Here is a 13,351-nt window from a genome sequence, read left to right on the forward strand (position 1 = left end):
AGTTATCCACAGGCCGGGCGGCGCGGTGTGAGGAATGCGCCGCCCCCGCCGCCGCGCCGCCCGGCAGCCCGCGTCGCCCCGCCAGACGCCCGTCCGCCAGGCCCGTGCCCCGCCAGGCCCCGCACACGCCACCGCCCGGCTCCCGCGAGCTTGCGGGACACCGGGCGGCACGTACACGAGGCGGACGGAGCCGAAGCCCCGCCTACCGGACGAAGACTCCCGACTGGCTGGCGAGATCGAGGAAGTACTGCGGCGCCACACCGAGCACCAGCGTCACCGCCACGCCGACCCCGATCGCCGTCATCGTCAGCGGCGACGGCACGGCGACCGTCGGGCCGTCCGCCTTCGGCTCGCTGAAGAACATCAGGACGATCACGCGGATGTAGAAGAACGCCGCGATCGCGGACGAGATCACACCGACCACGACCAGCGCGCCAGCGCCGCCCTCGGCGGCCGCCTTGAACACCGCGAACTTCCCGGAGAACCCGGAGGTCAGCGGGATGCCCGCGAAGGCGAGGAGGAAGACGGCGAACACCGCGGCGACCAGTGGTGAGCGGCGGCCGAGCCCCGCCCACTTCGACAGGTGTGTCGCCTCGCCGCCCGCGTCCCGCACCAGCGTGACCACCGCGAACGCGCCGATCGTCACGAAGGAGTACGCGCCCAGGTAGAACAGCACCGACGAGACGCCGTCCTCCGTGGTCGCGATGACACCCGCGAGGATGAAGCCCGCGTGCGCGATCGACGAGTACGCGAGGAGCCGCTTGATGTCGGTCTGGGTGATCGCGACGATCGCACCGCCCAGCATCGTGATCACGGCGACGCCGTACATCACCGGCCGCCAGTCCCAGCGCAGGCCAGGGAGCACGACGTAAAGCAGCCGCAGGAGCGCGCCGAACGCGGCCACCTTCGTCGCCGCCGCCATGAAGCCCGTCACCGGCGTGGGCGCGCCCTGGTAGACGTCGGGTGTCCACATGTGGAACGGCACCGCGCCGACCTTGAAGAGCAGGCCCATCACGATCATCGCGGAGCCGATGAGGAGCAGCGCGTCGTTGCCCATGGTGCCCGCGAGGGCGGGGTCGACCGTGGTGATCGTGCCGTCGACGACCTTGGCGACCGTGCCGTACGACACCGAGCCCGCGTAGCCGTAGATCAGCGCGATGCCGAACAGCGTGAACGCGGAGGCGAAGGCGCCGAGGAGGAAGTACTTGACGGCCGCTTCCTGCGACATGAGCCGCTTGCGGCGCGCCAGGGCGCACAGCAGGTACAGCGGCAGCGAGAAGACTTCCAGCGCGATGAAGAACGTCAGCAGGTCGTTCGCCGAGGGGAAGACCAGCATGCCGCCGATGGCGAACAGCGCCAGCGGGAACACCTCGGTGGTGGCGAACCCGGCCTTGGTTGCGGCCTGTTCGCCCGCGCTGCCGGGCACGGCTCCGGCCTGCGCCACGAAGGAGTCGACGCGGTTGCCGTGCGCCACCGGGTCGAGCCTGCGCTCCGCGAAGGTGAAGATCGCGACCAGACCGGCGAGGAGAATGGTGCCCTGGAGGAAGAGCGCGGGACCGTCGACGGCGATGGCGCCCATCGCCGCGATGCGGGCCTTCGTGGTGCCGTAGCCCCCGGCCGCGAGGGCGACGACCGCGGCGAAGGCGGCGGCGAGGGCGACGACGGACACGAACAGCTGGGCGTAGTAACGGGACTTGCGCGGCACGAAGGCTTCGATGAGCACTCCGATGACGGCGGCACCGATGACGATCAGGGTCGGTGCCAGCTGGCCGTACTCGATGTTCGGCGCGTCGATCTTGTCGATCGGCTCGGCCGCCGTTGTCCACAGGCTGTGGACGGCTGTCGCACTCACTTGGCGGCCTCCACTTCGGGCTTGGGGTCCTTCTTCTGGACGTCGGACATGGTGTGCTTGACCGCGGGGTTAACCAGCTCCGTGACCGGCTTCGGATAGACACCGAGGACGATCAGGAGGGCGATCAGCGGGGCCACCACGGCCAGTTCGCGCACCTTCAGGTCGGGCATCGACGCGACTTCCGGCTTCACCGGGCCCGTCATCGTCCGCTGGTAGAGCACGAGGGTGTAGAGCGCGGCCAGCACGATGCCGAAGGTCGCGATGATCCCGACCGCCGGATAGCGCGCGAACGTGCCCACCAGGACCAGGAACTCACTCACGAACGGCGCGAGCCCCGGCAGCGACAGCGTGGCCAGACCGCCGATCAGGAAGGTGCCCGCGAGCACCGGAGCGACCTTCTGCACTCCTCCGTAGTCCGCGATCAGACGCGAGCCGCGGCGCGAGATCAGGAAGCCGGCGACCAGCATCAGGGCGGCCGTGGAGAGACCGTGGTTGACCATGTAGAGCGTCGCGCCGGACTGCCCCTGGGACGTCATCGCGAAGATGCCGAGGATGATGAACCCGAAGTGCGAGATCGACGCGTACGCCACCAGGCGCTTGATGTCGCGCTGGCCGACGGCGAGCAGCGCTCCGTAGACGATGCTCACCAGCGCGAGGACGAGGATGACGGGCGTCGCCCACTTGCTCGCCTCCGGGAAAAGCTGGAGGCAGAAGCGCAGCATCGCGAACGTGCCGACCTTGTCGACCACCGCCGTGATCAGCACGGCGACCGGGGCCGTGGCCTCGCCCATCGCGTTCGGCAGCCAGGTGTGCAGCGGCCACAGCGGGGCCTTCACCGCGAAGGCGAAGAAGAAACCGAGGAACAGCAGCCGCTCGGTGTTGGTCGCCATGTCCAGCGAGCCGTTGGCCCGCGCTTCGGCGATCTCCTGGAGCGAGAAGTTTCCGGCGACTACGTAGAGCCCGATCACGGCGGCCAGCATGATGAGGCCGCCGACCAGGTTGTAGAGCAGGAACTTCACGGCCGCGTACGAGCGCTGTGCAGAGGCGTTCTCGTCGCTGCCCGCGTGGGCGCGGTCTCCGAAGCCGCCGATGAGGAAGTACATCGGGATGAGCATGGCTTCGAAGAAGATGTAGAAGAGGAAGACGTCGGTGGCCTCGAAGGAGATGATCACCATCGCCTCGACGGCCAGGATCAGGGCGAAGAAGCCCTGAGTCGGCCGCCAGCGCGACGACTTCGTCTCCAGGGGATCCGCGTCGTGCCAGCCCGCCAGGATGATGAAGGGGATCAGGAGGGCGGTGAGCGCGATCAAGGCGACGCCGATGCCGTCGACGCCCAGCTCGTACCGCACCCCGAAGTCCTTGATCCAGGCGCGCGATTCGGTCAGTTGATAGCGGTCACCGTCCGGGTCGAACCGGACGGCGACCACGACGGCCAGCACGAGTGTGGCCAGCGAGAAGAACAGCGCGAGCCACTTGGCGGCGGTCCGCCGGGCGGCCGGGACGGCCGCCGTGGCGATCGCGCCGACCGCGGGAAGCGCGGCCGTCGCTGTCAGCAGAGGAAACGACATCGGTATCAGACCGCCCTCATCAGCAGGGTCGCGGCGATGAGGACCGCCGCGCCGCCGAACATCGAGACCGCGTAGCTGCGGGCGTAGCCGTTCTGCAGCTTGCGCAGCCGTCCGGAGAGCCCGCCGACCGAGGCCGCCGTGCCATTGACCACGCCGTCCACCAGGGTGTGGTCGACGTACACCAGGGAGCGCGTGAGGTGCTCGCCGCCGCGCACCAGGACCACGTGGTTGAAGTCGTCCTGGAGCAGGTCGCGGCGGGCCGCGCGGGTGAGCAGCGAGCCGCGCGGGGCGACCACCGGGACCGGCCTGCGGCCGTACTGGAACCAGGCCAGGGTGACACCGATCACCAGGACCACCATCGTGGCGCCCGTGACCGTGGCGGCGCTCAGCGGGGAGTCGCCGTGGTCGTGGTGCGTGACCGGCTCCAGCCAGTGCATGAAGCGGTCGCCGATGCTGAAGAAGCCACCGGCGAACACCGAGCCGAAGGCGAGCAGGATCATCGGGATCGTCATGGACTTCGGGGACTCGTGCGGGTGCGGGTGCTTGCCGTCGGCGTCGGGCTGCCAGCGCTTCTCTCCGAAGAAGGTCAGCAGCATCACGCGCGTCATGTAGTACGCCGTGATGGCCGCGCCGAGCAGCGCCACGGAGCCGAGGATCCAGCCCTCCGTGCCGCCCTTGGCGAACGCCGCCTCGATGATCTTGTCCTTGGAGAAGAAGCCGGACAGGCCGGGGAAGCCGATGATGGCGAGATAGCCGAGACCGAAGGTCACGAAGGTCACCGGCATGTACTTCCGGAGGCCGCCGTACTTCCGCATGTCCACCTCGTCGTTCATGCCGTGCATGACCGAACCGGCGCCGAGGAAGAGCCCGGCCTTGAAGAAGCCGTGCGTCACCAGGTGCATGATCGCGAAGACATAGCCGATGGGGCCGAGGCCCGCGGCCAGGATCATGTAGCCGATCTGGGACATCGTCGACCCGGCCAGGGCCTTCTTGATGTCGTCCTTCGCGCAACCGACGATCGCACCGAAGAGGAGCGTCACGGCGCCCACGACGGTGACCGCCAACTGCGCGTCCGGCGCGCCGTTGAAGATCTCTCCGGAGCGCACGATCAGGTACACACCGGCGGTCACCATCGTCGCCGCGTGGATCAGGGCCGAGACCGGGGTCGGGCCCTCCATCGCGTCCCCGAGCCAGGACTGCAGCGGCACCTGCGCGGACTTGCCGCAGGCCGCGAGCAGCAGCATCAGGCCGATCGCCGTCAGCTTGCCCTCGCTCGTCTCCTCGGCGGCCCCCAGGACGGGCTCGAAGGCGAACGTCCCGAAGGTGGTGAACATCAGCATGATGGCGATCGACAGGCCCATGTCGCCGACGCGGTTGACCAGGAAGGCCTTCTTGGCCGCCGTGGCCGCGCTGGGCTTGTGCTGCCAGAAGCCGATCAGGAGGTACGAGGCGAGGCCCACGCCCTCCCAGCCGACGTACAGGAGCAGGTAGTTGTCGGCGAGGACCAGCAGGAGCATCGCCGCGAGGAACAGGTTCAGATAGCCGAAGAAGCGGCGGCGCCGCTCGTCGTGCTCCATGTACCCGATCGAGTACAGGTGGATCAGGGTGCCCACGCCGGAGATCAGCAGGACGAACGTCACCGACAGCTGGTCCAGTTGGAAGGCGACGTCCGCCTGGAAGCCCTCGACGGGGATCCAGCTGAACAGGTGCTGGCGCAGGGACCGGTCCTCGGCCCCCTTGCCCAGCATGTCGGTGAAGAGCACAAGCCCGATCACGAAGGAGACGGCCGCGAGCGCCGTGCCGAGCCAGTGGCCCACCCGGTCGAGGCGGCGCCCGCCGCACAGCAGTACGGCCGCTCCGAGCAGAGGCGCCGCCACAAGCAGCGCAATCAAGTTCTCTGTGTTCACGGTTCTAGCGACCCCTTACAGCTTCATCAGGCTGGCGTCGTCGACCGAGGCCGAGTGACGGGAGCGGAACAGCGACACGATGATCGCGAGCCCGACCACGACCTCCGCCGCCGCGACGACCATCGTGAAGAAGGCGATGATCTGGCCGTCCAAGTTGCCGTGCAGCCGGGCGAAGGCGACGAACGCGAGGTTGCAGGCGTTCAGCATCAACTCGACGCACATGAAGACGACGATCACGTTCCGCCGGATCAGCACGCCGGTGGCGCCGATGGCGAACAGCAGGGCCGCCAGATACAGGTAGTTGACCGGATTCACTTCGACGCCTCCTCGGTCTGCTCGCCCGCCGCGGCGGCGACAGGATCGGACGCGGACTCGCCGGCCCTGCCGCTGTCCGTACGGAGCGGTCCTGGCCGCTCCAGGCGGTCCGAGGCACGCTGCTCCAGGGCCCGCAGGTCGTTCAGCGCCTCGGAGGAGACGTCGCGGATCTGGCCGCGCTCACGCAGCGTCTGGTTGACCGTGAGCTCCGAAGGAGTGCCGTCCGGGAGCAGGCCCGCGATGTCCACCGCGTTGTGCCGTGCGTACACACCCGGGGCCGGGAGCGGCGGCAGGTGCTTGCCCTCGCGCACGCGCTCCTCGGCGCGCTCGCGCTGCGTCTTGGCGCGCTCCGTGCGCTCACGGTGGGTGAGGACCATCGCGCCGACCGTCGCCGTGATCAGCAGGGCGCCGGTGATCTCGAAGGCGAAGACGTACTTCGTGAAGATGAGGGAGGCGAGGCCCTCCACGTTGCCGCCCTCGTTGGCCTTCGCCAGGCCGTTGAAGTCCTTCAGGGAGGCGTTGCCGATGCCCGCGAACAGCAGGATGGCGAAGCCGAATCCGCACAGGGCGGCCAGCCAGCGCTGGCCCTTGATGGTCTCCTTCAGGGAGTCGGCGGCGGTGACGCCGACGAGCATGACCACGAAGAGGAACAGCATCATGATCGCGCCTGTGTAGACGATGATCTGCACGATGCCCAGGAAGTACGCGCCGTTGGCCAGGTAGAACACCGCGAGGATGATCATGGTCCCGGCGAGGCAGAGCGCGCTGTGCACCGCCTTGCGCATCAGGATCGTGCACAGCGCGCCGATCACGGCGACCGTGCCGAGCACCCAGAACTGGAAGGCCTCGCCGGTGGAGGTGGTGTAGGCCGCGAGGGCGGTCATGCGTCCACCCCCTGCTCGCGCGAGGCCCCGGCCCCTTCGCCGGAACCGGATCCCTCGAAGGCCTCGTCCTCGGGGGCGGGCTTCTCGCCCTTGGAGACGGCCACTTGGGGCACCGTGCCCGGCGCGGCCTGGGTGACCAGACCGCGGTAGTAGTCGCCCTCGTCCATGCCGGGGTAGATCGCGTGCGGCGAGTCGACCATGTCCTCTTCGAGGCCGGCGAGCAACTGCTCCTTGGTGTAGATCAGGTTCTCGCGGCTGCTGTCGGCGAGCTCGAATTCGTTCGTCATCGTCAGCGCGCGCGTGGGGCACGCCTCGATGCACAGGCCGCAGAGGATGCAGCGGGCGTAGTTGATCTGGTAGACGCGGCCGTACCGCTCGCCCGGGGAGTAGCGTTCCTCTTCCGTGTTGTCCGCGCCCTCCACGTAGATGGCGTCCGCGGGGCAGGCCCAGGCGCACAGCTCGCAGCCGACGCATTTCTCCAGGCCGTCCGGATGGCGGTTGAGCTGGTGCCGGCCGTGGAACCGGGGTGCGGTGGTCTTCTGCTGCTCCGGATACTGCTCGGTCAGCCGCTTCTTGAACATGGCCTTGAAGGTCACGCCGAAGCCCGCGACGGGGTTCTGGAACCCCTGGTTGGACTGGTTCGACTGCTGCGGGTCGGCCGCCTGCTGCTGCTCGGGCAGCTGCGAGCGCTTCGGCCGGTCCGGCATGTTCGACTGCTCAGCCATCGGACGCCTCCTTTCCGTCACTTTGAGTATCGGGCCCACCACTGACAATCAACTCCCGCTCCTGGCGCGAGCGTCGGCGCGGCACCGGTGGCAGGGTCTGTCCGGGCAGCGGCGGCACCGGGAATCCCCCGGCCATCGGGTCGAAGGCACCGGACGCCTCGGACTCGGACGTCTGAGCCGCCTCCTGCTTCTCGCGCTTGTCGCGGAAGATGTCCACGAGTACGGAGAGCAACAACAGGGCGAGCACTCCGCCGCCTACGTAGAGCGCGATCTCGCTGAAGTCGTAGTCCTCGTTGCGCAGCGCCCGCACCGTGGCGACGAGCATCAGCCACACCACCGACACCGGGATGAGGACCTTCCAGCCGAGCTTCATCAGCTGGTCGTAGCGGACACGGGGCAGCGTGCCGCGCAGCCAGATGAAGAAGAACAGCAACAGCTGGACCTTGAGCACGAACCAGGCCATCGGCCACCAGCCGTGGTTCGCGCCCTCCCAGAAGGTGCTGATGGGCCATGGGGCCCGCCAGCCGCCCAGGAAGAGCGTCACGGACACGGCCGAGACGGTGACCATGTTGATGTACTCGGCGAGCATGAACATCGCGAACTTGATCGACGAGTACTCGGTGTTGAAGCCGCCGACGAGGTCGCCCTCGGACTCCGGCATGTCGAACGGAGCGCGGTTGGTCTCACCGATCATCGTCACGATGTAGATCAGGAACGACACCGGGAGCAGCAGGACGTACCAGCGGCCCTCCTGCGCCTCGACGATCCGCGACGTCGACATCGACCCGGAGTACAGGAAGACGGAGGCGAACGCGGCGCCCATCGCGATCTCGTAGGAGATCATCTGCGCGCACGAGCGGAGACCGCCGAGCAGCGGGTACGTCGAACCGGAGCTCCAGCCCGCGAGGACGATGCCGTAGATGCCGACCGAGGCGACCGCGAGGATGTAGAGCATCGCGATCGGCAGGTCGGTGAGCTGCATCGTGGTGCGGTGCCCGAAGATCGACACTTCGTTGCCCGCGGGCCCGAAGGGGATCACCGCGATCGCCATGAAGGCGGGGATGGCGGCGACCACCGGCGCGAGGACGTAGACCACCTTGTCCGCGCGCTTGACGATCAGGTCTTCCTTGAGCATCAGCTTGATGCCGTCCGCGAGGGACTGCAGCATGCCCCAGGGGCCGTGCCGGTTCGGGCCGATGCGCAGCTGCATCCAGGCCACGACCTTGCGCTCCCACACGATGGAGAACAGCACCGTCAGCATCAGGAACGCGAAGCAGAAGACGGCCTTGAGGCCGATCAGCCACCAGGGGTCCCTGCCGAACATCGACAGGTCCTCGGCCGCGAGCGGCACCGATGCCTGCGCGGTGTGCACTGCCTGAAGCATCACGACGTCACCTCCGTGGCCTCGGCGGGGGCCACCAGGCCGGCCGGGCCGACGCGGACCAGATCGCCCGGGCGGGCGCCGGTGTCCGAAATGACGCCTCCCCCGGTCGAGTTCAGCGGAAGCCAGACCACCCGGTCGGGCATCTGGGTGACAAGGAGCGGCAGCGTGGTCGCGCCCGCCGGACCGGTGACGGTGAGCGTGTCGCCGCCCTTGACGCCGATCTCGGCCGCGGTGGCCGCCGAGAGCCGGGCCACCGCGGCGTGCCGCGTCCCGGCGAGCGCGTCGTCGCCCTCCTGGAGGCGGCCCTGGTCGAGCAGCAGCCGGTGACCGGCGAGGACGGCCTCACCGGCGGCGGGCCGGGGCGGCTGGGCGCCGGTCTCCAGCGGCTCGGTGGCGTGCGGCCCGTCCCAGCCACCGAGTCGGTCCAGCTCGCGCCGAATGGTCAGCAGATCGGGCAGGCCCAGGTGGATGTCGCCCGCGTCGGCCAGCATGTGCAGGACACGGGCGTCCGCCGGGGACGACTTGCGGGTCATCTGGTCCGGCTTCAGCGCGGCCTCGAAAAGCCGGGCCCTGCCCTCCCAGTTGAGGAACGTGCCCGGCTTCTCGGCGACGGCGGCCACCGGAAGGACCACGTCGGCACGTTCCGTCACCTCGCTCGGCCGCAGCTCCAGGGAGACCAGGAAGCCGACCTCGTCGAGTGCGGCACGCGCGCGTGCCGGGTCGGGCAGGTCGGCGACGTCCACGCCCGCGACGAGCAACGCGCCCAGTTCGCCGGTCGCGGCGGCCTCGATGATCTGGCCGGTGTCCCGGCCGTAGCGGTGCGGGAGTTCGGCGACACCCCAGGCCCCCGCGACCTCGTCCCGCGCGCGCGGGTCGGTGGCCGGGCGGCCGCCCGGAAGCAGCGACGGGACGGCGCCCGCCTCGATGGCCCCGCGCTCGCCCGCGCGGCGCGGAATCCACACCAACTGGGCGCCGGTCGCGGACGCGGCCCGCACGGCGGCGGTGAGCCCGCCCTGCACCGCCGCGAGCCGCTCCCCGACCACGATCACGGCGCCTTCGGAGCGCAGCGCCTCGGCGGCCTTCGCGCCGTCGTCCGCCAGGCCCACGCCCGCGGCGAGCGCGTCCAGCCACTCGGTCTCGGTACCTGGCGCGGCCGGCAGCAGCGTGCCACCGGCCTTCTCCAGGCCGCGGGTGGCGTACGTGGCGAGCGAGAAGGTGCGCTGGCCGTGCTTGCGCCAGGCCTTGCGCAGCCGCAGGAAGACGCCGGGCGCCTCCTCCTCGGACTCCATCCCGACGAGCAGCACGGCCGGGGCCTTCCCCAGCGTGCTGTACGTGACGCCGGTGCCGTCGAGGTCCCGGCCGCGCCCGGCGACACGCGCCGCGAGGAAGTCGGCCTCCTCACTGCTGTGCACCCGCGCGCGGAAGTCGATGTCGTTCGTACCGAGCGCCACGCGCGCGTACTTGCTGTACGCGTAGGCGTCCTCCACGGTCAGCCGTCCGCCGGTCAGCACTCCGGCCCGCCCGCGGGCGGCGGCGAGCCCCTTGGCAGCCGTCTCCAGCGCCTCGGGCCACGAAGCCGGTACCAGTTGCCCGGAGTCGGCGTCCCGCACCAGTGGCGTCGTCAGCCGGTCCGGCTTCTGCGCGTACCGGAAGCCGAAGCGCCCCTTGTCGCAGATCCACTCCTCGTTGACCTCGGGGTCGTCCTGCGCGAGCCGCCGCATGACCTTGCCGCGCCGGTGGTCCGTCCGCGTCGCGCAGCCGCCCGCGCAGTGCTCGCACACCGACGGCGACGACACCAGGTCGAAGGGGCGCGACCGGAAGCGGTACGCGTGCGAGGTGAGCGCGCCCACCGGGCAGATCTGGATGGTGTTCCCGGAGAAGTACGACTCGAAGGGGTCACCGTCGCCCGTGCCGACCTGCTGGAGCGCGCCGCGCTCGATCAGCTCGATCATCGGGTCGCCCGCGATCTGGTTGGAGAAGCGGGTGCAGCGCGCGCACAGCACGCACCGCTCACGGTCGAGCAGCACCTGTGTGGAGATCGGCACGGGCTTCTCGTACGTGCGCTTCTTGCCCTCGAAACGCGAGTCCGGGTCGCCGACCTGCATGGCCTGGTTCTGCAGCGGGCACTCGCCGCCCTTGTCGCAGACCGGGCAGTCCAGCGGGTGGTTGATGAGCAGCAGCTCCATCACACCGCGCTGCGCCTTTTCGGCGACCGGCGACGTCAGCTGCGACTTCACCACCATGCCGTCGGTGCAGGTGATGGTGCAGGAGGCCATCGGCTTGCGCTGGCCCTCGACCTCGACGATGCACTGGCGGCAGGCACCGGCGGGGTCGAGCAGCGGGTGGTCGCAGAAGCGCGGGATCTCGATGCCGAGGAGTTCGGCGGCGCGGATCACCAGGGTGCCCTTGGGGACGCTGATCTCGATGCCGTCGATCGTCAGCGAGACCAGGTCCTCCGGCGGAACGGCCGCTTCCCCGCCCCCGGAGGGAGCGCTATTGGTGGTCACTGTCATGCGTTCACCTCCGTGTGGGTGTCGGACCGGCCGCTCCGGTCGGCCCAGAGCGTGGACTTGGCGGGGTCGAAGGGGCAGCCCCGGCCGGTGATGTGCTGCTCGTACTCCTCGCGGAAGTACTGCAGCGAGGAGAAGATCGGCGAGGCGGCGCCGTCACCGAGGGCGCAGAAGGACTTGCCGTTGATGTTGTCGGCGATGTCGTTCAGCTTGTCGAGGTCGGACATGACGCCCTTGCCCGCCTCGATGTCGCGCAGCAACTGCACGAGCCAGTACGTCCCTTCGCGGCACGGCGTGCACTTGCCGCAGGACTCGTGGGCGTAGAACTCGGTCCAGCGCGTCACGGCCCGCACCACGCAGGTCGTCTCGTCGAAGCACTGCAGGGCCTTGGTGCCGAGCATGGATCCGGCGGCGCCCACGCCCTCGTAGTCGAGCGGCACGTCGAGGTGCTCGTCGGTGAACATCGGCGTCGAAGAGCCGCCGGGCGTCCAGAACTTGAGGCGGTGGCCGGGGCGCATGCCGCCGCTCATGTCGAGGAGCTGGCGCAGCGTGATGCCGAGCGGTGCCTCGTACTGGCCGGGCGAGGTGACGTGCCCGCTGAGCGAATAGAGCGTGAAGCCGGGCGACTTCTCACTGCCCATCGACTTGAACCAGTCTTTTCCGCGATTCAGGATCGCGGGAACCGACGCGATGGACTCGACGTTGTTGACAACAGTGGGGCATGCGTAGAGGCCCGCGACCGCAGGGAAAGGGGGACGGAGTCGCGGCTGGCCACGGCGGCCTTCGAGCGAGTCGAGCAGCGCGGTCTCCTCACCACAGATGTACGCGCCCGCGCCCGCGTGCACGGTGAGTTCGAGGTCGAGTCCGCTGCCGAGGACGTTCTTGCCGAGATAGCCCGCCGCGTAGGCCTCACGGACGGCCTCGTGCAGCCGCCGCAGCACGGGGACGACTTCACCCCGCAGATAGATGAACGCATGCGAAGAACGGATCGCGTAGCAGGCGATCACGATGCCCTCGATGAGGCTGTGCGGGTTCGCGAAGAGGAGCGGGATGTCCTTGCAGGTCCCCGGCTCCGACTCGTCGGCGTTGACAACTAGATAGTGCGGTTTGCCGTCGCCCTGCGGAATGAACTGCCACTTCATTCCGGTGGGGAAGCCCGCGCCGCCGCGGCCGCGCAGGCCCGAGTCCTTCACATAGGCGATCAGGTCGTCCGGGGCCATGGCGAGGGCCTTGCGCAGCCCCTCGTAGCCGTCGTGGCGGCGGTAGGTGTCCAGCGTCCAGGACTTGTCCTCGTCCCAGAAGGCGGAGAGGACGGGCGCGAGCAGCTTCTCCGGGCTGGTCTCGTTGTCGATCTCGGCGGCCAACGTCATCACTCCCCCTCCTCGGCGCTCGGTCCGGCCGGGTGGGCCGGGTCGGATGCCGAGGTCTCTTGCGGCGCGTCGTGCGAGCTGAGGTGCTCGCTGGGAGACGGGTCGTGCGGCTGGGTGCTCTCCGGTCCGCCCGCACGCGGGTGGACCACGCGCGCGGGGAGCGCCTCGCCCTTGGCCAGGCGCAGTCCGATCAGCGAGGCGGGGCCCGCGCCGCCGGTCGCCTCGACGGCGCCGGGGCGCTCGTCGGGGAAGCCCGCGAGGATCCGGGCCGTCTCCTTGAAGGTGCACAGGGGGGCGCCGCGGGTCGGCTCGACCCGGGCGCCGGAGCGCAGGTCGTCGACGAGGCGCTTGGCGCTGCCCGGGGTCTGGTTGTCGAAGAACTCCCAGTTGACCATCACCACGGGGGCGAAGTCGCAGGCGGCGTTGCACTCGATGTGCTCGAGCGTCACCTTGCCGTCGTCGGTGGTCCCGCCGTTGCCGACGCCCAGGTGCTCCTGGAGGGCCTCGAAGATGGCGTCGCCGCCCATGACCGCGCACAGCGTGTTGGTGCAGACGCCGACCTGGTAGTCACCGGAGGGCCCCCGGCGGTACATGGTGTAGAAGGTCGCGACCGCCGTCACCTCCGCGGTGGTCAGGTCCAGCATGTCCGCGCAGAACTGCATGCCGGTGCGGGTCACATGGCCTTCCTCCGACTGCACCAGGTGCAGCAGCGGAAGGAGCGCCGAGCGGGAGTCCGGGTAGCGGGAGATGACCTCGCGCGCGTCCGCTTCGAGGCGGGCGCGGACATCGTCCGGGTAGTCCGGCGGGGGCAGTTGGGGCATGCCCAGGCTGACGCC

At 69.6% G+C, this 13,351-nt stretch carries 10 protein-coding genes; all 10 read right to left on the reverse strand.

Going from position 1 to position 13,351, the window contains the following annotated elements; all coding sequences use genetic code 11:
- Nucleotides 1-202: 202 nt before the first annotated feature.
- From nuoN to nuoE, 10 genes are read right to left on the reverse strand one after another with little or no spacing between them, the layout of a single operon-like run.
- Complete coding sequence (gene nuoN / locus ACZ6BG_RS13080) at nt 203-1,852, reverse strand: NADH-quinone oxidoreductase subunit NuoN (protein ID WP_468999909.1); 1,650 nt, start codon at nt 1,850-1,852, stop codon at nt 203-205.
- On the reverse strand, nt 1,849-3,420 hold the full coding sequence (locus ACZ6BG_RS13085; RefSeq protein WP_468999910.1) for an NADH-quinone oxidoreductase subunit M: 1,572 nt from the start codon (nt 3,418-3,420) through the stop codon (nt 1,849-1,851). The genes nuoN and ACZ6BG_RS13085 overlap by 4 nt, the downstream gene beginning before the upstream one ends.
- Nucleotides 3,421-3,425: 5 nt before the next feature.
- On the reverse strand, nt 3,426-5,327 hold the full coding sequence (gene nuoL, locus ACZ6BG_RS13090) for an NADH-quinone oxidoreductase subunit L (protein ID WP_468999911.1): 1,902 nt from the start codon (nt 5,325-5,327) through the stop codon (nt 3,426-3,428).
- Nucleotides 5,328-5,342: 15 nt separating this feature from the next.
- Nucleotides 5,343-5,642, reverse strand: a complete 300-nt coding sequence (gene nuoK, locus ACZ6BG_RS13095) for an NADH-quinone oxidoreductase subunit NuoK (RefSeq protein ID WP_030359114.1) — start codon at nt 5,640-5,642, stop codon at nt 5,343-5,345.
- Nucleotides 5,639-6,526: an NADH-quinone oxidoreductase subunit J gene (locus ACZ6BG_RS13100; protein ID WP_468999912.1), complete on the reverse strand. Its 888-nt coding sequence runs from the start codon at nt 6,524-6,526 to the stop codon at nt 5,639-5,641. Before ACZ6BG_RS13100 ends, nuoK begins: the two co-directional genes overlap by 4 nt.
- Nucleotides 6,523-7,233 carry an NADH-quinone oxidoreductase subunit NuoI gene (gene nuoI, locus ACZ6BG_RS13105; RefSeq protein WP_469000273.1) on the reverse strand — a complete coding sequence of 237 codons (711 nt, stop codon included), beginning with the start codon at nt 7,231-7,233 and terminating at the stop codon, nt 6,523-6,525. Before nuoI ends, ACZ6BG_RS13100 begins: the two co-directional genes overlap by 4 nt.
- A 10-nt stretch (nt 7,234-7,243) precedes the next feature.
- Nucleotides 7,244-8,635, reverse strand: coding sequence for an NADH-quinone oxidoreductase subunit NuoH (nuoH, locus tag ACZ6BG_RS13110; RefSeq protein WP_469000275.1), 1,392 nt, complete (start codon nt 8,633-8,635; stop codon nt 7,244-7,246).
- Nucleotides 8,635-11,148 carry an NADH-quinone oxidoreductase subunit G gene (locus ACZ6BG_RS13115; RefSeq protein ID WP_468999913.1) on the reverse strand — a complete coding sequence of 838 codons (2,514 nt, stop codon included), beginning with the start codon at nt 11,146-11,148 and terminating at the stop codon, nt 8,635-8,637. The genes nuoH and ACZ6BG_RS13115 overlap by 1 nt, the downstream gene beginning before the upstream one ends.
- Nucleotides 11,145-12,515: an NADH-quinone oxidoreductase subunit NuoF gene (gene nuoF, locus ACZ6BG_RS13120; RefSeq protein WP_468999914.1), complete on the reverse strand. Its 1,371-nt coding sequence runs from the start codon at nt 12,513-12,515 to the stop codon at nt 11,145-11,147. Before nuoF ends, ACZ6BG_RS13115 begins: the two co-directional genes overlap by 4 nt.
- Nucleotides 12,515-13,336, reverse strand: a complete 822-nt coding sequence (gene nuoE / locus ACZ6BG_RS13125) for an NADH-quinone oxidoreductase subunit NuoE (protein ID WP_469000278.1) — start codon at nt 13,334-13,336, stop codon at nt 12,515-12,517. Before nuoE ends, nuoF begins: the two co-directional genes overlap by 1 nt.
- Nucleotides 13,337-13,351: the final 15 nt, after the last annotated feature.

The sequence above is a fragment of the Streptomyces sp. NPDC041205 genome (assembly GCF_055591765.1).